The sequence below is a fragment of the Paenibacillus sp. FSL H7-689 genome, from assembly GCF_000517905.1.
In the GTDB taxonomy this organism is placed as follows: Bacteria; Bacillota; Bacilli; order Paenibacillales; family Paenibacillaceae; genus Paenibacillus; species Paenibacillus amylolyticus.
The window spans coordinates 89072-113774 of sequence record NZ_ASPU01000021.1 but is presented as its reverse complement, the minus strand read 5'-3'; the positions used below and the strand labels follow the sequence as shown (position 1 = coordinate 113774).

12 protein-coding genes are annotated in these 24703 nt (G+C 43.3%); all 12 read left to right on the top strand.

The window, feature by feature from the left end; genetic code table 11:
• Positions 1-2 precede the first annotated feature (2 nt).
• The 12 genes from C170_RS17955 (at position 3) to C170_RS17900 (ending at position 24691) form a co-directional block, all read left to right on the top strand.
• Positions 3-764, top strand: a complete 762-nt coding sequence (locus tag C170_RS17955; RefSeq protein WP_036612525.1) for a WecB/TagA/CpsF family glycosyltransferase — start codon at positions 3-5, stop codon at positions 762-764.
• A 417-nt stretch (positions 765-1181) separates the two neighbouring features.
• Positions 1182-2309, top strand: coding sequence for a glycosyltransferase family 4 protein (locus C170_RS17950; protein ID WP_036612523.1), 1128 nt, complete (start codon positions 1182-1184; stop codon positions 2307-2309).
• Between the two features lie 165 nt (positions 2310-2474).
• Positions 2475-6368, top strand: a complete 3894-nt coding sequence (locus C170_RS17945) for an S-layer homology domain-containing protein (RefSeq protein WP_036612521.1) — start codon at positions 2475-2477, stop codon at positions 6366-6368.
• Positions 6369-6574: 206 nt separating this feature from the next.
• Positions 6575-6916 (top strand): hypothetical protein, encoded by a 342-nt coding sequence (locus C170_RS17940; protein WP_036612519.1) that lies wholly within the window; start codon positions 6575-6577, stop codon positions 6914-6916.
• 518 nt (positions 6917-7434) lie between these two features.
• Positions 7435-11004 (top strand): S-layer homology domain-containing protein, encoded by a 3570-nt coding sequence (locus tag C170_RS30165; protein ID WP_051447270.1) that lies wholly within the window; start codon positions 7435-7437, stop codon positions 11002-11004.
• Between the two features lie 131 nt (positions 11005-11135).
• Positions 11136-13784 carry a hypothetical protein gene (locus tag C170_RS17930; protein WP_036612516.1) on the top strand — a complete coding sequence of 883 codons (2649 nt, stop codon included), beginning with the start codon at positions 11136-11138 and terminating at the stop codon, positions 13782-13784.
• A gap of 135 nt (positions 13785-13919) precedes the next feature.
• Positions 13920-14513, top strand: coding sequence for a hypothetical protein (locus C170_RS17925; RefSeq protein ID WP_036612513.1), 594 nt, complete (start codon positions 13920-13922; stop codon positions 14511-14513).
• Between the two features lie 148 nt (positions 14514-14661).
• Positions 14662-14934 carry an alpha/beta-type small acid-soluble spore protein gene (locus C170_RS17920; protein WP_017691962.1) on the top strand — a complete coding sequence of 91 codons (273 nt, stop codon included), beginning with the start codon at positions 14662-14664 and terminating at the stop codon, positions 14932-14934.
• A 255-nt stretch (positions 14935-15189) separates the two neighbouring features.
• Positions 15190-16392, top strand: a complete 1203-nt coding sequence (metK, locus tag C170_RS17915; protein ID WP_036612510.1) for a methionine adenosyltransferase — start codon at positions 15190-15192, stop codon at positions 16390-16392.
• 209 nt (positions 16393-16601) lie between these two features.
• Positions 16602-20393, top strand: coding sequence for an S-layer homology domain-containing protein (locus tag C170_RS30160; RefSeq protein WP_051447269.1), 3792 nt, complete (start codon positions 16602-16604; stop codon positions 20391-20393).
• A gap of 116 nt (positions 20394-20509) precedes the next feature.
• Positions 20510-21736, top strand: a complete 1227-nt coding sequence (locus C170_RS17905) for a stalk domain-containing protein (protein ID WP_036612506.1) — start codon at positions 20510-20512, stop codon at positions 21734-21736.
• 231 nt (positions 21737-21967) lie between these two features.
• Positions 21968-24691: a stalk domain-containing protein gene (locus C170_RS17900; protein ID WP_036612503.1), complete on the top strand. Its 2724-nt coding sequence runs from the start codon at positions 21968-21970 to the stop codon at positions 24689-24691.
• The last annotated feature ends 12 nt before the right edge of the window (positions 24692-24703 follow it).

Sequence of the window (24703 nt, the reverse complement as noted above, 5' to 3'; positions counted from 1 at the left end):
AGATGAGTCAGACCGGATCAATACCTACCGTTTCGATCTACGGCATTCCTTTTTCCAAACTGACGATGAAAGAAACGGTAAAGGTTCTCCAGGAAGCTGTGCTATCCAAGCAGACACCACATCAGGTCATTACAGCCAATCCAATTATGGTTATGGCCGCATTGGAAAATCCCGCAATCATGGAAGTCATGCAAGCTGCGGAATTGATTGTTCCTGATGGAACAGGTGTCGTATGGGCTGCAAACTATTGTGGAGATCCTGTAGCTGAGCGAGTGCCGGGTTTTGAGCTTTTACATGAATTGCTGCGTGTTGGAGAAAACTATCGATGGGGCGTATATCTGCTTGGTTCCACCCCTGAGGTGATTCAAGAAACGGCAGTTCGGTTACAACAGCAATATCCGGCGATTCGAATTGTGGGTTATCGCGACGGTTATTTTGGTCCGGCTGAGGATGAACAGGTCATCGCTTCTATTCGGGAAGCGGCACCTGATCTGTTGTTTGTAGCACGTGGGGCGGACACCCAAGAACCGTGGATTCACAAGCACAAAGATGCACTACAGGTTCCTGTAACCATGGGCGTTGGCGGCAGCTTTGATGTGATTTCGGGCAAAACCAAACGTGCGCCTATGCTGTTCCAAAAGTTAAGACTGGAGTGGTTCTATCGCTTATTGCGTGAACCAAGCCGGGCTGGACGGATGCTTGCGCTTCCGAAATTCGCTGTTAAGGTGATACGTGACAAAGAAAACGTGACGAAAGTCCGTTAAAAACAGGTAATTGCGAGATAAATGCGTGTTTTTGCTAGAAATTGAGGATGGCTTTTCGGGTGTGATGAGCGTATAATTCATTCCGGATTACATGTGTGCCACTCCATGAAAAACGGAAGTTGTTGCATACGGCCACTTCGATGTCAGAATAACCTTTTGATCGCTGTTATCTCTGGATTTCTTTTATCCACCTTTACAAGGTTGAAATCCCGCGATAGCATATGCTTACGATGTAGCTTTCTTTCAGAAAGCTTGTAGGCGAACGCTTCGCTTCTACAGGTTATTTCTGCCCTCTCCGTTCTGGTGCAAATTGCATTTTTCATCAAAAGTGACTAACAAATAATTTTTTATATATAAAAAGAGATCAGGGGATTTATAATTTCGTACAGGTATTATAATTGGGGGTCGAATGTTCAAATGGTAGCGATCTTTATCATTGGATTTATCGTGTCAATGGGACTGGCTCTTGCCCTGACACCACTTGTCAAAAAGTTCGCAGTCCGCATTGGCGCAATGGATACGCCGAATGCACGTAAAGTACACACACGGATCATGCCACGTCTTGGTGGTCTGGGGATATTCCTGGCCTTTATTATTACAGTTGCTGCATTGCTTCCTTTTGTATCGGCATGGTTCACAACTCGGGATATGAGTTTTGTCAGTGCGTTTCTCATTGGTGGAACAATTATCGTGCTGATCGGAGCACTCGATGATCGGTTTGAACTGTCGGCCAAAGTGAAGTTGCTTGGTCAGATCGTTGCTGCTTCTGTCGTTGTATTTGGATTTAATATCCGGGTAGATTTCGTTAACATTCCTTTTCAGGATTCCTATTCTTCACTCGAAGCTTGGGTATCCATTCCTCTGACGATCTTATGGATCGTTGGTGTAACCAATGCGATTAATCTGATTGATGGTCTGGATGGTCTGGCTGCCGGTGTATCTGGTATTGCAATTGGTACCATTGCCGTGATGTCCTTCCTGATGGGTAACATGATGATTGCCTTGATGTGTCTTGTATTGCTGGGTAGTATTATCGGATTCCTATTCTTCAACTTCCACCCTGCCAAGATCTTCATGGGGGATACCGGATCACTATTCCTTGGTTTCTCTCTGGCGATGCTGTCCATGCTGGGATTCAAACAAATTGCTATCGTGTCCTTTATTACACCGCTTATCATTATCGGTGTGCCGCTCTCGGATACCTTCTTCGCGATTATCCGTCGTGCGGTACAACGGAAACCGATTTTCGCACCGGACAAAGGTCACCTTCATCACTGCTTGCGTGAACTTGGATTCAGTCACCGTCAGACGGTACTGATCATATACGGAATTGCCGCGTTCTTCGGAGTTCTGGCGATTATCCAATCTTCCGCTGCCATGTTTGAAGCGAACTGGGTAACGTTTGTGGTCATCTGTATCATGATGTTCTTCCTCCAAGTGGGAGCAGAAGTTATCGGGCTTGTTAGCAAAACGAGAAGACCGGTTATTAACTTCCTGATGCGTATGCGCGTCAAGTTGAATCCGGAGACCCGTTCGAAATCATAAATAGATAAATGTAATGGTTACAGCTATTCTTGAATATTATTCCAGACCCAACCTTATCCCTAGTGGATAAGGTTTTTTGTTTATTTTGAGATTTTTACTAAATAATTGGTACCTTTTGCCGATATATAAAGGTAACTGACTTAAAAAGAGGAGAGATGATATTTAATGCTGCGTATGAAAAAGCCAATTGTTTGGCTAATGCTGATAGCGCTGGTAGTAACTCTGATTCCCGCTGGCTATGCACCAGTTGCATCGGCCGCGGGACAGACAAGTTACTTTACTCCTGACAATGCTGGGAATGTCCAATTGAAAGATACAGTAGGACTGAAGTTGAGCGGAAACAGTGCCAATGCGGATGTGTTGTCTCGTACATCAGCTTTTGTTGTTACAGGAAAGGAACAGGTTTTAACAGGAACATTCACCAATGTTACAGGTTCAACACTCGGAGTGAATGTTCAGCTGATGAATCTCAAAGGTGACACTTGGACTCCTGATAGTACACGTGTTGCACCAGGGGTAGTAACTGTTGATCCTAATCGACCGGATAATCGGTTTAGATCAACCATTACACTGTTCCCAGGGATGAATAAAATTACGTTTACAGGTTCCCAAGGACCAAGTGAACGCTCTGAGAGTTTTTATATTTTATACGATTCCGTCCCATACATTGAGAAGTTGCAAGTCCTTGGTGGAGCGGATAACCTCAACTTGAATGAGGGATCTCAGGTTGTGGTTAACACCGGCGAAGTTACAATTCAAGGTGTTGCGCAGAACTCATCCAAAGTAACGATATCGTTGAATGGTGGCTCGGAGCTGCCTACATCACTATTGCAGGATGGTACATTCTTCTCTCCGGTACTGACACTAAAATCAGGTGAGAATACCCTAAGAATGACGATTGAGAGTGGCGTCGATAAGAAAGTATTTAATTATTCTTTGTTATATTATGATGAAACAAAACCATTCACTCAGTTGGATTTAATTGAAGGTGCAAACGGGCTGCCGCAGAGTATGCTTTCATCAGCTAGACCGACCTATGGAGGCACTCCTGCTAGTGCCAATGTGAAAGCACAGTTATTGCTTCCGGGAGCTGATGTTACTGAAGTTCCGGTCATTGATGTCGATGGAAATGGGAACACGGGTGTAAGTAATGTAAATGTGGAACATATCCCTAGCGTGGGACAAAACACACCGGCTTATGTCCTAATTTCCTTTGATATTAACCCGATCACATTCAACGGAGCTCCTGACCGATTACAGAATCATAGTCTATCGGTAGACTATGGGGATAAAAAAGTTACAACAAGTATGAATTTTGAATATGTACAAGATGCAGTTGTAATTACAGGATTGAAGTATCTTAGAGACTACAATGGGTCTGGTACTGTTCCAGATGGAATACCACTTGATGGTGCCAGCGTAAGTGGATCTAACTTTTATATTTTAGTGGAGACTAGCAGAGCACCGAGTGATCCAAAAACTTTGGTTGCGGACTATCTGCCTAGAGGAACAAGCACAATTACCGTGAACCATGTAGGTCCGCTTAGTGCGACAGATACTACAAAAAATATTTACGAGATTAAAGGGTTCAAAACGGGAAATCAAGTTGTTCAATTTAAGTATTCCGGATCGAGCACAGGTCGGAATGCAACGATTTCATTCGCTTCAAAGAGCTTTATCTCTGTAGAAAATCTTACTGATGGTCAAACTCATGATTTGAAAGACAATGCCACAGGCGTTCCAATTCTGGGTCAGTACATTGGATTTGATACGCTTAGCAGTCCATATTTTGTAGCTGAAATTTTTGCCAACGGTACAAAAGCATATTCTACTGAGGGTAGCGGAAATACGGATTTCCCACGCAAGTTGAACCTGGGGGCAGATGGAACAATTAATAGCGTGATCATTCCTATTGGAGAACCCGATGGCTTGTTATTTTTCGGTGAGAACCGAATTGTGCTGACAGGAACAACTAAGGATGAGAACGGACAACTTAAAGAGGTATCTAAGGAACTTCGAATCTATATTAATGATAATAATATTTCGAACATTCGAAACTTCCAACCTGCAATTACGAAAGGTCGACCAGAATTTATTGAACCATTAGACCAGGATGCACAATGGGTCAAAGATGCTTTCAATATGTCACCAGAGTTTGTGTATTCTGATAATAAAATCACCACCAGCTTGAAGAACTTTGATATTGTCATTCGCGGAGCAGGTGCGACACGGATGAGTTTGAGCATGGGGACTCAGAAGATATTCGATCAGGACATTCCAGATGGAAACACGGCAACTTGGGACAATGCAAAGATTGATCCTCAGTATGCACTGGATAATGGTACTGTTACAGTTGACAGAGCAGGTCGCCAACAGGACTTTGTTATTCGTCTGCGTAATCTGAAAATGGATACACCAGGAACGTATATCTATACACTAGACCTCTTCAATCGGACGGGAGCGAAGACCAGTCAGAAACTTGAAATTGTTAAAGAAGTAACTGGATACCGTATTTTATCACCTAAACCGACTTCAGGTGATCGTGTAGTTGTAAATAAGAACTTTGTTCATTTTGACATCGAAGCAGAAGGTGCAACAGGGGTTATCATTGATAAAGAACCTGCACAGAAGCTGCAAGGTGTAGAGACAGATCGCTTTGTCCTGGATTATGTAGGGTTGAAGCCGGACAAATCTAATAAAATTAAACTAACCATTAACCGTGATGGTGTAACAACCACTGACACTATTGATGTATTCTACACAACAAGTCCAGGTATAGATTCCCAATACATGGCTCCGAAAGTAGCTAATAAGTATTCAGCCTTTAATAAAAAGCTGGAATTGAGTTTCCCGAAAGGTACAGTTATGGAAAGTACTGATATTCGCGGAATCAAGAAATTTTATCCAGACAATAAACTTCTCTTTGGTATCGCAGATCCCAATAATGGTATTGTAGAGCGTCGCAATGATTATGGCACTGTCATGGGCGTAGGTGCAGAGAGAGGTGAGGGTGACCCAGTAAACTTCGATGTACAAGAAGAATACTTCAGAAGATTTTCTGCCATTGTAGGAGATACATTGAACTTCAGTCCAATTTCTGATATTTATTGGGTCAGCGGTGGTCTCGGAGAATATGGTTCAAGAGATTCAACAACGTATAAAGCGCCGACAAATGGTATCGGACCGTATACACCTGACGCTCTATACGGAGATGTTAAAGTACCAGCGGAGCGTACAATCAAGCCTTCACAGCGTGGAACATTGACACTGACCTATGATTCAAATGTAGTAGATGATGCTGGAACGACTATTTCCGTCTTCTATTACACACCAGGACGCGAGTGGAAACGAATTGGTGGAGAAGTGGATTCCAAGAAACACACAGTTACTGTGCCATTTGATCAGTTCGGATATTATAAAGTCATGAAATTAAGAAGAAGTTACAACGACATCACGAATCATGGATGGGCTAGAAATATTCTGAATGCGTTATATGCTAAAGGTTTCATGCAACCGATTCGTTTCGAACAATTCGGAACAGATGATCGTGCATCCCGTGGCGAATTTGCTACCATTCTCGTCAAAGGATTGAACTTGCCGATTACTGCTGATAATAAACCTACATTTACAGATGTAGGAGCAGGGACAAGTTCATTTACATGGGACTACGCAAGTATTGAAACGGCAGCCAGAGCGGGTATTGTATCAGGACTTACGGATGGAAACTTTGGTCCGGATCAACCTCTTACAAGAGAGCAAGCAGCTGTAATGATCGCAAGAGCCCTTGAATTAAAGTTAGCCAGCAATGATAGCAAGTTAACTAGTGCATTGGCCAAATCCTTTATTGACTCAGGAAGCATGGAAGCTTATTCAAGACCAGCGATACAAGCGGTGACGAAGGCTAAAATTATGGAGGGATCTCCAGTCACAGTTGCAGGTCAGAAGAAGCCACAGTTCGCTTTTAATCCAAAAGGTAATCTGACACGTGCAGAAGCGGGTAAAATTGCAGTAGAATTGCTCAAGAAGAGCACAAAAGTATTCCCTAAAACCTTGAGTTAATTCATTTGATACATCGATGCAATTTAGGAAGGACCTGTCCCTTACTCTAAAGGGGCAGGTCCTTTTCATGGCTGTCAATGAATGGACATAGAATACTTTTATAATAGAAGAAACAGAATTATTACCAATAACTATTTTTGTAATTTGCTAGAGTTTAAGATACAATAACGGTAAATACACAATGATCTAGAGGGTGAAGTTAGCTAATGAAACCGATTTATTCGAAAGCCCAGCTGGGCTACATGAAGGCAAAGACACAGTTTGAGAAGCAGGCAGTCATTCTGGAGAAAAAGTTGGAAGATACACGCAAGACTCAGGAGATCTCTCAGGAAGTTATGGAAGGGCTTGTACAGTCCACTGGCTTCCATGATGCGTATAACAATCTGGTTCTGGCTGAGAATGAGTTGATTGAATGGTCTCACACGACGATGAAGCATGAGAAAACGTACCGTGAGAACAGACAACCAATTGATGATATGTATCTGAGATTGAACAGTGATCCAAATATGCGTGCTCAAATTATTGAACTCGCGATGAAGATTAAATAACTTATATTTCCAGAACTGCACTAGAAGCATCCCAATAGGGGTGCTTTTTTATTTTATTTTTTGTGAATTTTGTCGCTTCATAGGTTGAAGTTGCGGGTATAGATAAACGTTGGTAGCACAGACAAAACAGAGATCACAATTCCAGATTCACTGCTGTATCAACGGTTTGAAAAGGTTTTGAATGGCTTCAATACCCGCACTGTACCTATACATAAAAAAAATCAAAACTTTTTTTGTGCAATCCGCAACTTTTTGAAATCTACTGCGTTTAAAGTGTAGAGTCGAAAACATTGGGCCTGTTACCAAGAATGACCTCGTGAAGAATCTTGTCTATTTTTTAGAAAAAATTGCTTTACGGCACGAGAGACCCATTGTATAATACGTAAGGTAGGATTAGGAAACTACTCTATTTACGTGTGATTCTGCTTTACAAACTAGTTTACAAGTTTCTGTGATATGCTCACAGACATCATTTATATTAACTTGCTCACAACTCTGGAAAGGGGGTGCAACAATATATGAGGAATACGAGCGACCCTATTAAAAAAGAAAATTCAAATGTTATGAACGCCCAAGGAGGAGAAAAAAAGGTTATGAAGAAAATTTTATCCGTAGCATTGTCTACAGCAATGGCATTCTCAATGTTTGCATCTGTAGCATTCGGTGACACAGCAGTTTCCCCGCAACAACAGTTTGATGCATTGAAAGCAAAAGGTATCTTCAACGGTTATCCGGATGGTACAGCAGGTCTTGACAAAGACATGACTCGCGCTGAGTTTGCAAAAGTTATCACTAAATTGCTGGGTCTGAAAGAGATCACTGGAACTCTTTCTTACACTGACAAAAACTACACAGCTAAAAACTGGGCTGTACCTTACATCGAAGCAGTAACTGCTGCTGGTATCATGGAAGGTAAAAACGTTGAGAAGAAAATCTTCGACTTCAACGGTAAAGTGACTGTGTCCGAGATGGCTACAATCCTGACTCGTGCATTGGATCTTGAAATCCCAGCTGAAACAAACAACATTGCTCCAGCTTGGGCTAAAGGTTATGTTCAAGCAGCAATCAACGCTGGTTTGGTTGATGCAAACACTAACTTCACAGCTAACGCTTCCCGTGAATTGCTTGTAGGCGCTGCTTACGCAATTGACGAAGCACAAAGCTTGAAAGTAACTTCTTACACAGTAACTGAAGGTGGAAAAGTTGTTGAATTCAAAATCAGCGACGGCGAAACTGTAAAAGTTACTTTGGATAAAGCTCTTGAAGCTAACAAAGAAACTGAAGTGAAATTTACTTACAAAGAAAAATCTTTCACTGAAAAAGTTACTTATGTTGTAGAAGCTGCAACTAAAGTACAATCCGCTTCTTCTGTTAACTTGAAAGAAGTTGACGTTGCTTTTGACGGTAAAGTAGATAAAGCTACTGCAACTGACAAAAACAACTACTCTGTGGACAGCAATTCCAAAGGAATCAAATCCATCACTTTGTTGGCTGACGGTAAAACAGCTCGCCTGTTGTTGAACGAATCCAGCAAATTCACGCAAGGAACAACTTACAAAGTAGTTGTTAAAAACGTGAAATCTTCTACTGGTACTGTATTGCCACAAGGTGAAGTTTCCTTCACATCTTCTGACAATGTACTGCCTACAGTAGCAGAAGTTAAAGCTCTGGGAACTAAAGTTATCAAAGTAACTTTCTCCGAGCCAGTTGTAGCTCCAACAAGCAGCAACTTCCAATTGGATGACAAAGCTTTTGTTGGTTCTGTAACTCAAGGTGCTAACCAACGCGAAGTAATTCTGCGTGACTTCACTGGTTCTATCTCTGAAGGTGCTCACAAATTGACTACTTCCCTGGTTGAAGACTTCGCTGGTCTGAAATCTTTGGCTGCAACAACTGACTTCACTGTAGCAGCTGATACTGAAGGTCCTAAAGTATCTGAAATCTCTGCTACATTGGAAAAAGTAACAGTTACTTTCGATGAAGAAATCGATCCTAACTCCGTTACTAATGATAGCTTCTACTGGAAATCAGGCGACACTAAGAAAACTGGTAAAGTAACACAAGTTGCTTCCAATGTTTACGAAGTTGAGTTTGATCAAGCTAACCGCCTGCCAGGTTATGAGTCCACTTTGTTCGTAGAAGTAAAAGACTACTCTGGTAACGCTAATGCTGTGAAAGAACACAAAATCAACGCTACAGTTGACTTGGTTCGTCCACAAGTAGTTGAAACTACTTTCGGTGATCGTACAAACACTTTGACTGTACGTTTTGATAAAGCTGTAAGTGCAGCTGATAAAAAGTATTTCACAGTGAAAAAAGGCAGTGATAACGTTCCAGTAAATAACGTTACTGCAGCTGATAGCTCTAACAAAATCTTCTATGTTACATTCTTCAGCGAACTGAAAACAGGAACTTATAACCTTAAAGTTGCAGATGTGCAGGACACTACTGCATTGAGAAATACTTTGGTTGAGTACAATGGAACATTTATCGCTAATGATAGCGTAAGTCCATCTGTTCAATTCGTAGATTACAATGAATCTACACGTAAGGTTACACTGAACTTCGGTAGAGAAATGGATCTGTCTACTTTGAATAACAAAGGAAACTACTACATTTCCTTCGTTAAAAATGGTGGAAACGCGCAAAGTATTGCATTGCCAACAGAAGCAACTGTAAATGCTGTAAACGGTGGTAAATCTGTTGTTATTCAGTTCCCTGAAAACATCGATGCTACACGCGTTACATTTGGTCCTGCTGGAACTGTTAAGAGCATTACTGCAGCTGGTTTGAAATCTAAAACTGGTCAAATCGTTTCTATTAATACTAAAGAATTGAATGACGCTACTAACAATCGTCTTCAATGGACTGGTGCAGTTCAAAAAGATGCTAGAACTTTCGAACTGGAATTCAACCAAGTAATTGCTAATGCAAGCTCTAGTGATTTCCGTATTGCTGGTCAATATCCTGTCTCTGTAACTGTTGATGAGAACAAAGTTACTTTGAAAACAGATCGTGACTATGTAGGTGGAAGCACTAATATCACATTGGTTTCTAACAACAACATTGAAACTTACTCTAACAACAGAACGAATTTGACTAACGATCAAACTTCACCTGTTAACAGTAATGTTTCTCCTAAAGTACAGAGCGTAGGTATCCCTGTTAATGGTGCTGTTGTTGCACAAAGAAATTCTGATGATGAGTTCTACGTAACTTTCTCTTCTAATTTGGCTGGAGAAGCAACACAAATCGGAAATGACTTCATCGTAACTAATGAAGCAACTGAAAAAGAACTTGTTCTGGGTGAAGGTTTTGAAGCAGAAATTGCTAACGGCAATCAAGTAATGATCACTATTAAAGGTGCTACTGCTACTGAGAAACAACCAGTTACTGTGCAAGTTAGAAAAGGTGCTAAGTATCTGAAAGCAGCTGGAACTAACGGTCCATTGGTTGCAGAATCCAGCAAATATACTGTAGTTGCTAGTTCTACATCTACAAATAACGATGTGACTGGTACTGCAACATATAATGCTGCTACAGCAGCAACTATTGCTAAAGTCAATGAAAATGGATTGAGCTTTACTGCAGTTCCTTCTAAAGCAGGAGAAGCTGGTAACATTACTGTAGCTCTTACTGTAGTACCTGCTGCACCTGGAACAGAACAAGTTGTGTTCAGTGCAGACGGAAAAACTATCACAGTTGATACCACTGCTACAGCATCTGATATTGCTTTGGTAGCTCAAGGTAAAGCAGACCTTCCTTATACGGTTGTTGGTGGTACTGGTACATTACCTACTACTGGAACTACTGATTATGAACTTGAAGGTGGAGTTGATGCTAAACAAGCAACAGTAAGAGTTGCACTTAGCAAAGCTGCAAGTGGAGTTGTGAACCAAGTTGCTATCACTAATTCCGAAGCAACTAAAAACTATTCTGCTGAATTGCAATTTGCTCAAGGTGCTACTACAAGCCAAGTGCTCGTAGTTAAACTGGGAGCTGATACAATTAAAGCAGGTAGCACATTGTCTGGTAAACTTATCGTAAACAACGAACAAGTTAACCTTACTACAGGTGCAATCAACTAATTTTTTATCACTAAACCAGAGAACTTCGGTTCTCTGGTTTTTTTGTATCCAAAACCAACAACATCGTAACTTTCTCGCCCCCCCAAACGTTTATACTATATAGCAACAAGCAACTTATGGGAGGTTTGGAAGTGGATCATAAAAAGGTCATAACGACTTTGATAACTAGTATGTTATTCATCAGTTCAAGTGGAGGTTTAGTAGCTGCCGCAAGTACACCAGCTAACTCAGGTAAACCTGCTACAAATAACAGCGCAACAACAAAGAAGCAACAGACAACAACCACGAACAAAGTCGTACATACCCTGGCTAAGGTGCCTGCGGTTAAAGTAACCGCACGGAGTACCGTGAAATTAACCGACGTCAATATCTTGTCGCAAGACGACGGGAATACGGTGACGTATACACTGACGTATAAAAATAATGACAGCACACAGATGATGATGCTCGATTATTGGAGCAAAGTGAAAACAAAAGGTGGAACAAGCTTCTCTCCAAAGCTGATCGCCAAGGATCAGGAGAAAAAGACGGTATCACCGGGTTCCACGGTGGATCTCACATATGTTATGAAGGTTGGACGTGAAGTGAAATTGAGTGATCTGAACTTCCTGATTGTAAAATGGGATTTCAGTAAACCGAATTATGAAAGCACGCTGGGGAAATTCAATGTTCCCACATCATATAGCATCACTACACCTGTAGGTAAAACGAAGACGGTTCGTCTGAGTGATTCAGCCGTCAAGGTTAAAGTCTCTGGGATTAAAGTGTATCCAAGTGAGAATAAGAAACAATACGTCAAAGTTGGCGTGAACCTGAATAATATCAGTTATAAGCTATTGGATAATCCAAACATCAAGTGGATTCTACGTACACCAGGTGGTACGAATTATCCGTTGACCCCGGATAAGGATAGTACAGGTGTCAGCATTCAGGCACAGGCCAATAAAACGTTAAATTTAATGGCTTCTTTGCCTACAGCATTGAAACTGGAAAAGTCTGAATTACTTCTTGTGGAAGAACAAGGTGAAGAGAAGACTGCTCTGCCAGTGGCTGCATTACAGCTTCCTGAAGCTAGCCAAACGAATGTAAACGTAGTAGCGAATCAACCGAATATCATCTCGATTGATGGACAACCTGTATCGACTCTATTGGAATCTGCTCGTGTCCGTGGTGAGGATGAAGAGTTTGATCTAACGATGCAGTGGGTCATTAAGAACCAAGGGAAAAAAGAAGTTAAGGTTCCCAAATACGCATTAGAGATCCGTACAGAAGATGGAACTTCCTATCCGATCGAGACGAAGGCATTAGATGATCTGAAGTTGAAGCCAGGTGCGACTAAAACGATCAAGCTGATCACTACGATCCAAGGGGATGGGGATACCAGCAAGATCAAACTATATGCGATGACACCTACAACCAAAGATGAGAGCAAAGAAGGGGAGACGTCTGGCGGAGGCACGAGTGGTTTTGAGTTCTCCTATCCGGTTGGCATCTATGCTATTCCTGAATCCGTAACAAGTGGAGATGGACTTACGACAGAAACGGTAATTAAGAATAGTAAAGGCACATTCGGTGTATCTGTAGGCTCATTACAACGTCTCCCTTGGACAGACAGTGATATTATTGCTGCCAAGGTCACTATTCGTAATGCATCAGCCAAAACGGTCCAATTGCCTGAGCTGGAAGCGATGTTCACAATCGATTCCGCGCGCATTGATGGAGATACGAAGCTGATTAGCGCGCAAGGCGGCAAGTTGCTCGGTTCGGGTATGGTCACTGAAGCTTATCTTCTTACGAAGATTCCATCTGAACTTAACATGAGCCGTTTGGAATTAACTTTGCTGGAGAAAGTAAGTGAGGAAGAAAAGAATGATTGGATTACCCTGAGTACGTCCGGGTTAATTCAGCCCCTCTCTTATGTAGGCGAAGGGAAGACTTATACCCAAGGAACTGCAGATAAAGAAACAGAGCTGGGCATACGCAGAACATATGTATATCCAGGATCTTCGTCCGATATTGTATACACTGAATTCGAGATGACGAATAAGTCTCTACGTCAGAGTGGCCTTGCGAAGTTGGTAGGATACTACAAAACAGCAGATGGTCAATACTACAAAGCAACAGCTAAGCAGGCAAACCGTGTACCGGGACCAGGTCAGAAGAGTATCGTTACGTTCTGGGCCAAAGTGCCGAAGAGTGTGAAAACATTATCTGATATGCGTCTGATTGTAGGTGAAGGGGTTGCTGACAACAAATTTGTAACCGGTGAAGGTGATGCAACGGCTTATGTTAATGCCATGTCATTTGAAGTACAGCCGAAATCATTATCTGTTCTATCTTCTCTGAATGATATCGACTTGTATCCGTTCAAATTCTCGGGCAGCAATATTAAAGCTTACCTTACAGGTGGAACGGCAGTACAGATCGAGATGATCTACTCCTTAACACAGGAGGAAGCTGTGGATAGTGGAGAGTACGGACACAAGCTGATTCTATCTATAACTGATGGGTCAGGAAAAGTGTTTGATAAAGAGCTCACACCAGGAACTGATCTGAAGACAGGTATTAATCAGACGCTTAACTGGAGTATTGATGATACGGTATTTGATAAAATACGTGGTGGCTCATATCGTGTTGCCTTGTATGATGTTTTCGAAGGTCAACGAATTCGTCTTGCAGAACAAGGCTATAGTTACGATGTATCCAAACTGCCTAAAGAAGAACCGATCATCCCGGAGTTCCCGGAAGAGGGTTCTAATAATCCCAATAATAATCGGTAATTTGTACGAAAATTAAGATATTTTAAAGCTAAGACCTCGCTTCCACATCTACGGAAGTGAGGTTTTGCTTGTCGCATGTCTATTTATTCTCTATAGTTAAAGCTAATAGATTACCAGAGGAGGAAAATGATTCACATGAAACCTTATATGAAAGTATCCCTTGCTGCGCTCGCGATTGGTGTTGGCGTCTGGGTTGGGTCGGTATACAGTAATACAGCCATCGGTGCAGGTACAAGCCAGCCAGGAACAGCAGATGATCCGGTTGTAACAAAGAGTTATGTAGATCAGCAGATCCAACAAGCTTTGGGCGGTAAGATTCCGACTGGAAACGGCAGTACCAATACAGGAACAGACAGCAATGCAGGAAATGGTAACAACACCGGCTCTGCAGGAACCGGGAACTCCGGTAGCACAGGTGGAGACACATCCCTTCCTCCACTGGTCTCAAGCGCTTCTGATGCCGTTGAGATTGTAACGGTGAAGCCGGGTCAACAGCTGATCGGTAAGTCTGGCGCGGAGTTCATTGTACGTAGTGGCAAAGCTGTGATTGTCAGTGAGGGTACGAATGGTGTAGCTGATCTGACGGACGGGATTGACCTGACGAATGGACAGGCAGCGCCCACCAATCACCTGCTCTCTTTTCCAAGGGATGGACGGGGGATCACGGTTTTGGAAGGAAACAAATATAGCCTGACTGTAATGGTTCGTGGTGGATATACTCTGAAATAGGATTTGTAGCTGTTAAAGGAATTATTCATTAGTCATACATTTCATTTGCTCAGATTACCCAGTTCTAACAAACATTAATACGGCTAACCAGCCTTGTTCCTGCTCACTCTATAACTGTTGACAATCAATTAATGGAGGTGCAGGAATCATGGCTAGAAGCAATCGCAAAGTGGTGCCCGAAAGTCGTCAAATGCTGGATCAAATGAAGTATGAGATTGCTGCAGAGTTTGGTCTCAATGTAGGTTATGGTGGCAGAGGTTTAGCTGGTGCGGATACAGAATTTGGATCTGAACTGGGTGAAGTAAGTGATCATTCTTATGGGCAATACAAAGGGTGGGGACATCTGACTTCCCGCGAGAATGGATCGGTTGGTGGAGAGATCACCAAAAGGCTAATTCGCCAGGCAGAACAGCACTTATAGGGCATTTTCCTTACCCCATTTCGTTTGACACGTCTTGACAAATACGTTAAGATGGCACTTGAGGTATGCAACCTTTTCCACTAGGGAAAGGTTGATTTTCGTTTGAGGCAATTACCTGAAAAATCCTTATCTTCGGTACTGCGGACCCTGCGTCCTTATTCCATTTTGGAAAGCTTCGAGGGTACAGTGAACGAATCGCTGTCATGTTTTGTTCGGGCAATCGCCATACTACTAGTTATGGGAGGTTGAAACTTCATGTCTGTTAAAGGCCGGCATCTATTTACATCGGAGTCTGTAACTGAAGGACATCCGGATAAAATCTGCGATCAGATCTCAGACGCCGTATTGGATGCGTTCCTGGCGAACGATCCCAATGCTCGCGTAGCTTGCGAAGTTTCCGTAGCCACAGGCTTAGTGCTTGTCATCGGTGAAATCAGTTCAGCTTCTGAATACGTGGACATTCCGTCCATCGTTCGTAATACAATTAAGGATATTGGCTATACACGTGCCAAGTTCGGTTTTGATTATAACACTTGTGCAGTTCTGACTTCTTTGAATGAGCAGTCTGCTGATATTGCTCAAGGCGTTAACGCAGCGCTTGAGAACCGTGACCCGGAACAAGTCGCTCGTGAAACAGAAAACATTGGTGCAGGTGACCAAGGTCTGATGTTCGGTTTTGCAACGAACGAAACACCAGAACTCATGCCTTTGCCAATCGCTCTGTCCCACCGTATCGCACGCCGTCTGGCGGAAGTGCGTAAGAACGGTACATTGGAATATCTTCGTCCGGATGGTAAAACTCAAGTAACGATTGAATACGACGGTGACAAACCGGTACGTGTGGATACAATCGTTGTGTCTACTCAGCACGCTGAGGAGACTACGCTGGAGCAGATCCAAAAAGACATCAAAGAACATGTAATCTTGCCTGTTGTTCCAGCTGGATTGCTGGATGAGCAGACTAAATATTTCATCAACCCAACAGGACGCTTCGTTATTGGCGGACCTCAGGGAGATGCAGGCCTTACTGGACGTAAAATCATCGTAGATACTTACGGCGGTTATGCACGTCATGGCGGTGGTGCGTTCTCTGGTAAAGATCCGACAAAAGTGGACCGCTCCGCAGCATATGCGGCACGTTACGTAGCGAAAAACCTTGTAGCTGCAGGTCTTGCAGACAAAGTGGAAATCCAGCTCGCTTACGCGATTGGTGTAGCCAACCCGGTATCGATCAACGTGGATACATACGGAACTGGCAAAGTCAGCGAAGAGAAATTGGTTGAGCTTGTGCGTAACAACTTTGATCTTCGTCCGGCTGGCATTATTCGTATGCTGGATCTGCGTCGCCCAATCTACAAACAAACGGCTGCTTATGGTCACTTCGGCCGTACAGATCTGGATGTACCTTGGGAACAAGTGGATAAAGTAGACCTTTTGAAAACTCAAGCAGGTCTGTAATTTAGGTGTAATAGTAATGAAGCCCTTGATTCCGTTAAGGAATTAAGGGCTTTTTTGTGCTTCCATCGATTTAACTGCCTTGTCATGGACAAAGGAAAAATTATGGAATAAATCCCCAAATAACTAAATGAAATCCCTTCTCTAACCGAAATACATAATGAGGTCTGTACATCAGACAGGAGAAGAAATGCAGATAAGGGGGAAGATCAGTGGAATTGAAGAGAATTGCAAGAAAAGGCATGCTCGGAATCTTAATTGTTATGCTGACGGCTCAAGGTTGGCTTACGGGTTGGAGTGGAGTCGAGCAGGGAGCATATGCGGCCAATGAATTAAGTGCAAATGGAATAACGAACACTGTTCCTGCCGTGAAAGGAACGAATGTGGATAGTTCAGTACCATTCGTTATTGATTTTGATAAATCTGTTCAGAAGGCACCGGGTACACAAAGTTCAATCTTGATTAAGCGTTTGGATGATAATACAACGATGGGTTCGGTGCTGGTATCCAGTGACCAAGTTGTAATTGATCCCACACCACCGATTACAGACCCAACGACACCGGATGCGGGAGACAGTACGCCTGCGCTAGATAGTGGCCTACGAGTGACTATTACACTAGGCAAGGACAAGGTTCTACCGGGAGCAACATACTACGTAGAGATAGATAATAAATCATTTGTTTACGCGGACAATACTCCATTTCCGGGACTGACTAACAAAGAGTGGACCTTCAGCACTCTGGGACTAGGCTCAACTTCCCTTGTGAGTAGAATTCCTGATAACGCAGCAATGGTATCTCCTTCAACTAAGGTAGTGATGACTTTCGATAAGCCGGTAACCGCAGGTAGAGGGAATCTCATTATTTATCAGGGAAGAGTTGGTGGTACTGTATTTGAGCAGATTCCAGTAAACGCAGGAACACCTCGAATTACAGGTTTTGGAACAAATACGATTACGATCGTTCCCACGAATAACTGGAACAACAACACTACATATTACATCGTAATGCCAGAAGGTTTTTTGAGGGATAGAAATGAGAATGATATCAGTGCAATTAGTGGGAATGTTTGGGGATTCAATGTCATATCCGATCCGACGTCCCTTATGGTATCTACTGTATCTCCCGCAAACGGTACTACCAATGCACCATTAACGGGAAATTTAACAGTTACGTTCAACAAAGAACTTGATCCGAATTACATTCAGAATGTAACGCTCAAAAAATCAAATGGAGCAACCGTTGCATCTAAGACAGTCATTAATAGTGCAAACAATAGACAATTGCTTATTACACCTACGAACGCATTGGATAGCAACACAAATTACGTGGTAGATATTCCAGCCAATACGTTTCGTGATAAAGCAGGAAATACATTTACAGGTCTTAATGGGTCTACATCATGGGCCTTTAAAACATTAAGTGCAGATACAACTGCACCTGTGTTGAAAAATGCTAAGATGCATAGCAATAACACCATTCGCCTGACTTATGATGAGTGGCTGTACAGCACTAATTCGCTGAGTAGTACTTATGCTGTAACTGTAAATGGTGAAAAGAGGAATGTTAGCTCCACTTATATCTCAGGTGACAGTGTATATGTTGTCTTGGATACGGGTGTAGCGGTAGGACAAGTTGTGCGGATTTCATATACACCCGGTACTACAGGTAATCGTCTTACAGATCAATCTTCCAATGCTGCGGCTGCTTTTGGCGCAAGAGATGTGGAGAACGGTTTAGATTCTGTCATGTCCAAGCCACGAGAAGGTAACGTGTATTACAGTACTATTACGTTGTACTACCCTGAGACGGTATATATCACTTCAAGTGATGCAGCAAGACAATTCAGTGTAACTGCGGATCAATATGCTGTAGGCATCAATAGCATATCGATCAATGGCAGCTCTGTGGTGACGTTGAATCTTAGTCGATCCATTACGGATGGTGAAGTCGTGCGGGTCGCATACACGCCAGGTTCATGGCCTGTAAAAGATACACGTGGACAGGCTCTTGCTGGATTCAGCGGCTTCTATGTCCGCAATTCAATTGATACCAAACCACCTGAGTTTAAGAGTGCTGAGGTGAGTGGTAACAAGTTATGGATGCGTTACAATGAACCACTGAACACGACGAATAAACCGCTCAACAGCCAATATTCTGTTCTGGTCGATGGTAAGCCAGTCTTCGTTAATGATTCTGAGATCGAAAATGATCTGGTCACGTTAACGCTGGCTTCAGCGGTGAAGGATACACAAAATATATCGTTATCATATGTACCTGGAGCATTGCGATTAACGGATCTGAACAATAACCCAGCAGGATATCTCAATCTGACTCCAGTAACGTACACATATGGAAATGGCAAAATCCTGTCGGCTACGCTTCAGGGAGACACGGTTCAAATTAATTTCCGTGATTCAATCCAGTCCCAGGCTGCACTAACAGCATCTCAGTTCAGTGTAGTGATTGGTAATTCAACCACAACTGTATTGTCTGCTTCAGCTTCTGGCTCTGTGGTGACGTTGAAAGTGGATACTTCAGCAGTAACATCGACAGCTACTCAGACGGGAACGGTGAGTTATGTACCTGGGGCAGTGCCGTTACGTGATGCGTCGAATGTCACGATAACAGCATTTGGTCCACTTACGTTGCAACAGACGAATAATAGTTCCAACAACAATAATCAGTCGGGAAACCGTCCTTCCTGGTTGTCGGAATTGGATGCAACGAGCTATGGTCAGTCTTTACTTGTGATGAATAACACTACGGCTTCTGCTGTATCTGCGATGTCCCACTATAATCGCCCGACTCGTCAATTCAACGTGGATGCAACCAAGTTGATTCAGTCCTTTGAATACGCTGGAGCAAACGGGAAATTGACTCAGCCGGTGGTATTTGAGATTCCGGACAGTGAATCGGCTGCGTATGTTGGATTCCCATTAGATGCACTGACTCAGATTGCTGCAAGTTATCGAACAGGTACTATTGGTGTGAAATATGGCGATCTTCTCTGGACGGTGCCACTGTCTAATTTAGATATGGCGGCTATGAGTCGGAGTGTAGGAACGTCAAACACAAGTACTACGACAGGAGCAGCGGTTCCATCCTTATACGTTCAGTTAGAGACGGTACCTGTGTCTTCATCGGGGACGATGGAAGGCTTGATTGCAGGTGCAGGAGCGCAGAAACTTGCGAATTATACGGATGTGTACCTGTTTGCCAGTAATGGTACGACCGATCAACGTGTGGAGCAGAAAGTGAAAAGTCAGTTATCCATGCAATTACCAGTAGGTACTTCTACAGTAACATCTGGATTCACTTATATTGATCCGGTTACCTTCATGTTATCAAACGTACCTAGCTCGTTTAAAAATACACCAGGAAGTGTAGTTGTCCAAGGACAACTGAATGGGAATCAATCGGTAGTTCCGGTCAACCATATTGTTAATTATCCGGACACCACATCACACTGGGCTAGTGCAGTTATTAAGGAACTCTCTGCCAAATGGATTATTAATGCACCAAATGGTTCTTACTATCGACCAAATGAGAATATATCACGTGCAGAATTCGCTGAATTGGTCGCCAGAGGTCTGGGTTTAAATGGAGAACCAACTGCAGCGAGTCGTTTCAGGGACGTTCGCAGTGGAAGTATGACAAGTGCCTATATCGGGGCTGCCGCTGAAGCGGGGATCATTACGGGGAATACCGATGGTACGTTTAAGCCGGATCGCCCTATTACGCGTGAGCAGATGGCACTTATGATGGTACGTGCGATGAACTACGGTGGGAAAACAGTCTCTCTTCAATCTTCGGCTGCTACCACTCTATCCAAGTTCAAGGACAGCAACAAAATCCAGTCCAAGGATTCTGTTGCCAAAGCTGTGCAGGAGGGAATCATTCAAGGCATGACAGCCAGAACATTTGAACCTCAGGGAAATGCAACTCGTGCACAGGCAGCAGTGATGTTGAAGCGGGTTTTGGACAAATTAGGATATCTATAATAGTAATTAGCTCTTTATCTTAGTGAAGCGAAATCGATCAGGGGAATAAGTTCAACTGGTTGGTTTCGCTTCTTTATATTATAAAGTCATAAATTTCATGGATAGAGGGTGTAAATTTGCTTAAAAAAATGCTAGTTTTTGTCCTCGTTCTGGGGTTAATATCTATACCATCACTGGCGTATGCTCAAGATAATAAAGAATCCATACAACTGTACGTAAATGAAAAGCCAACAAATATTAAACTGATGACAAAATCAGGAACGGTGTATGTTCCATTTCGAGAGTTTATTCAACTAATGGGGTACCAAGCGGATTACTCAGTGGTAGATCGAGAGATTTCAGTTAAGATCGGGATATCAAAATTTATCTTTCTACCGGACGATGGTTACATTAGTGGATCGGGAGATTACTACGAATTACAAAGGCCAGGTATTCAGATTGATGGAAAATTCTTTTTACCTATCCGTTATGCCGCCTGGTTAACCAAGCATGCGGTTAAGTATGATCAAAAGTCAAATACGGCGTGGATGGTGCAGTATGGGTATGGTCAAGAGAAAGAGATACTTGATTTGATAACAACATATGATAGAGCTTTCACTGTAGAACTACTAGCTTCAGATCATATGCAGAGATCCTATCTGACGGATAGTAAGATTGCACCCCAAGTGAGCGAAATCCCTGATCGAATTTACAGTATAGATATAACAAGCATTACATACGAATCTGCGAACCAGGCATTATTGTATGTTACATATATCCATAATAATCAGGTAATAAATGACCAACATGAGGTCGTGTTTCGAATTATAAAGGAGAACAATCGGTGGAAAATACTTCAGGATCGATATCTTTCCAGTAATACTACGCTTCCAGAAGATATCGATAAATCTGTACATATGATAAAAGAGAATTTTAATGAGAAGCAACAAAATATCCTATCTGACCTGAGGCAATATTATAGAGCGTTTAATCAGAAAGACTTTGATTTAACGTATAAATATACTTCGCCATTTGATATTGAACGAATGAACGCAAATGCAGTTGATGAATGGAGAACATGGGAGCACATTACAAGAGCTTCCTTTGAGTATGGAGACACTACGTATCATATGTCTAATGAACGAGTCGTGTTTCTTGGGGAGAACCAAGCTGTTGTTCATGCAACCTTGGAATGGAGCTACATCTCAGAGAACATAGAGCAGAACCATTCTATATATGAGGCGCTGATCTACCTCGATTACGCCAATGGGCACTGGAATTATAGTTATGATCATGACATTAGTGAGAACGAAGAGGACCCCAATCGAATGTTACCCGAAATTCATTTCCCAGAGTTAAATTGAAAATATAACGAATATCAGTATACAGATAAATTCCCATGTATGAGTAGCTAATTGCATACATGGGTTTCTTTTTGCCAAGAATCCCCTCAAAGTTAGCTGGGGGCGTAACTTTTTCCACAAAAAGCAGTCTATTAATAGAAGAGTATACTAGAGATCTCGCTATCGGCTGCCTACTTGGCAGTGTTCGTGATGTCTAAGATTGATATACAAGATGGGAGAGACGTTTCAGACATGCTGGGGAAACATGGGAAACAGCTGGAAGACGTTAAGGGCAGTAAGGTGAAGAAATGGGCGATTGTGACGCTGGCGGGTGTGATCTGGATTGCACCGGTGATGAGTGCAGGTGGACAGATGTGGTCAGGCACTTCGTGGCAATCGGTGGCTGCAGCGGCATCTACAAATACAAGCAAGTTGAGTGAGGAAATTCTGACTTCGGGTGCGAAGCTCATGAAATACAGATATACAACAACACGTTCCGGTTCCAAGGTCAACGTACTGGCGGATGTAGTTCAGGTGGATCTGCAGAACCCGTATGTGAAGCTGGATGTAATGACAGGCAAGGGCGGTAATCTGAACAGTAAACAGAGCACAGGTGCCATGGCCAAGGAAAACGGTGCAGTAGCTGCTGTAAATGGCGATTACTTCAATGTATCCGGGGAACTCTCGCCAATTGGTGGACAGGTCTCCGATGGCGTTCTGGTCTCCACACCATCCGAACTGTCGGGCATGTATGCCCTCACGGTGACCAAGGATGGCAAACCGATGATCGATGAGTATTCTTTTGAAGGAACAGTGAAGGCACAGGATGGTTCAACCTTTGCTTTGCGTGGGATAAATAAAGAGGATTATACAGTAGAGTCGGGTGCGGTGAAGTATAGTCATGCCAACTCGATGTATATTTATACACCTGCATGGACATCCACCAAACGTCCAAATGACCCTTCCACAACGCCGACAGAGGTACTCGTGCAGAACGGAGTAGTTACCCAAATCTCGGATAAAAAAGCGTTAAACATGACGGTGCCGAAGGATGGGTACATTTTGCGTGCGCATGGAACAGCGGCGACATGGATCATGAGCCATCTATCCGTTGGGCAAACCTTGGATGCGGATTACAAGTTAAAAGCCAAAACAACCGGACAATCGGTTGATCCGAGTAATCTGGAGATGATGATTGGCGGTCACACCATTTTGGTAAACGGTGGCAAGGCAGCTTCCTTTTCCCGTGATATCGCATCTTCCGGCATCGGTGGCATTCGTGCAAGAACGGCAGTAGGATACTCTCAGGATGGTCGGTATGTCTATATCATTGCAGCGGAGAAAAACAGTAACAGCAGTGGGATGTCGCTGACGGAACTACAATCCTTTATGACCAGTGTAGGTGTCTGGAAAGGCATGAACCTGGACGGAGGAGGCTCCACAACAATGGTAACCCGTCCGTTGGGTGAGCAAAACGCCGGTCTGACGTTCAACACAGAGTATGGCACCGAGCAACGTCAGGTTGTAAACACGCTGGGTGTGTTCTCTACGGCTCCTGTAGGTAAACTGAAGGGCTTTGCCGTGAGTGGCAGCCAAACGTTGCTGGTGGGGCAAGAGGGCAAGTACACAGCCAAAGGATATGACACCTACTACAACCCGATTGCAACAGGCGATATCAGCATGTCCTGGAAGTCCAGCAACAACGGTATCGTGAGTGTTAGCAACGGAACGATCAAAGGCGTGAAGCCAGGCACAGCAACACTGACGGCAACGAGCAATGGAGCTTCATCTTCCATTAAAGTATCGGTACTGGGTGGAAGTGAATTGGCTTCCCTGACAGCAGGATCAGGTCTCGGTTCGCTCAAAGCAGGCACAACGATGTCCATTCCTGTAACGGCAACAACGAAGAGCGGACAAAGTGTTACGGTTCCGGCAGACTCGCTGACATGGGAATTTATCGGATTCAAAGGTAAAGTTTCTGCTGACCAATTAACCGTATCTTCTGTCAATTCTGGTGCACAAGTAGGATATGCGATTGGTCGTTATGATGGTTACAGCACGGTTGTTGTACTCTCGGCTTCTGCCAGCGAAACGATCTGGGAGAACTTCGAGAATGTGAATTATCCGATTAACTTCACAACGAACGCAGCGGGTGTAACTGGTACAGCAACCGTTACAGCAGGAACTGGTGAAAAAGCCGGCTCCAATGTACTGCAACTCGGTTATGATATGACTGCTGGAACAGGCAAAATGTACGCTTATGCACAACTGAATGGCTCTACCGGTAGAGAGGTATCTGCTGCAGCTACATCAATGTCGATGGATGTTATGGGAGATAAAAGCCTGAACTGGTTACGTGCCGAATTCACGGATGCCAATGGCAAAACGGTATATGCCGATCTCGCCAAGGCGATTGACTGGAACGGGTGGAAGAAGCTGAGCGTGGACCTGAATGGACTGAACATCGCCTATCCGGCGAAGCTGAAGCGGGTCTATGTGGTGAACGTGGAGGAAGGTCAGGATGAGCGTGCGAAATCAGGTACGGTTGCTTTTGACAACATCGCATTCACGATGCCTTCCAAGTCCAGTGAAGTCGGATTGCCTATGGGGACTGCCTCACTTGTACTTGGACAGAAGTCGATGACAGTGAATGGAACGAAAAAAGCCATTGATGCAGCACCGGTCCTGAAAAATGGTACAACGTATGTGCCAATCAAACATGTTTTGGACGCTTTTGGTGGTCAGGCAGGCTGGGATAGCAAAAATCAGCGGATCACGGTATTACGTGGTGGCAAGCTGATTGATCTGGTTGTAGGGCAGAAAGAATTCATTCTGAATGGTAAAAGACAGAGCGCAACTGTTGCACCATACGTAACGGGTGGTAGGACTTTAGTCCCACTCAGACTCGTTTCCGAGCAACTTGGTCTCACTGTAAAATGGGAACAGAAAACGAAGACCGTTACCATCTCATCGTGATATGGTATGATA

Coding starts and splice junctions, on each gene's coding strand:
- C170_RS17955 (WP_036612525.1), top strand. CDS start 3: ATGAGTCAGACCGGATCAATACCTACCGTTTCGATCTACGGCATTCCT.
- C170_RS17950 (WP_036612523.1), top strand. CDS start 1,182: ATGGTAGCGATCTTTATCATTGGATTTATCGTGTCAATGGGACTGGCT.
- C170_RS17945 (WP_036612521.1), top strand. CDS start 2,475: ATGCTGCGTATGAAAAAGCCAATTGTTTGGCTAATGCTGATAGCGCTG.
- C170_RS17940 (WP_036612519.1), top strand. CDS start 6,575: ATGAAACCGATTTATTCGAAAGCCCAGCTGGGCTACATGAAGGCAAAG.
- C170_RS30165 (WP_051447270.1), top strand. CDS start 7,435: ATGAGGAATACGAGCGACCCTATTAAAAAAGAAAATTCAAATGTTATG.
- C170_RS17925 (WP_036612513.1), top strand. CDS start 13,920: ATGAAACCTTATATGAAAGTATCCCTTGCTGCGCTCGCGATTGGTGTT.
- C170_RS17920 (WP_017691962.1), top strand. CDS start 14,662: ATGGCTAGAAGCAATCGCAAAGTGGTGCCCGAAAGTCGTCAAATGCTG.
- metK (WP_036612510.1), top strand. CDS start 15,190: ATGTCTGTTAAAGGCCGGCATCTATTTACATCGGAGTCTGTAACTGAA.
- C170_RS17900 (WP_036612503.1), top strand. CDS start 21,968: ATGCTGGGGAAACATGGGAAACAGCTGGAAGACGTTAAGGGCAGTAAG.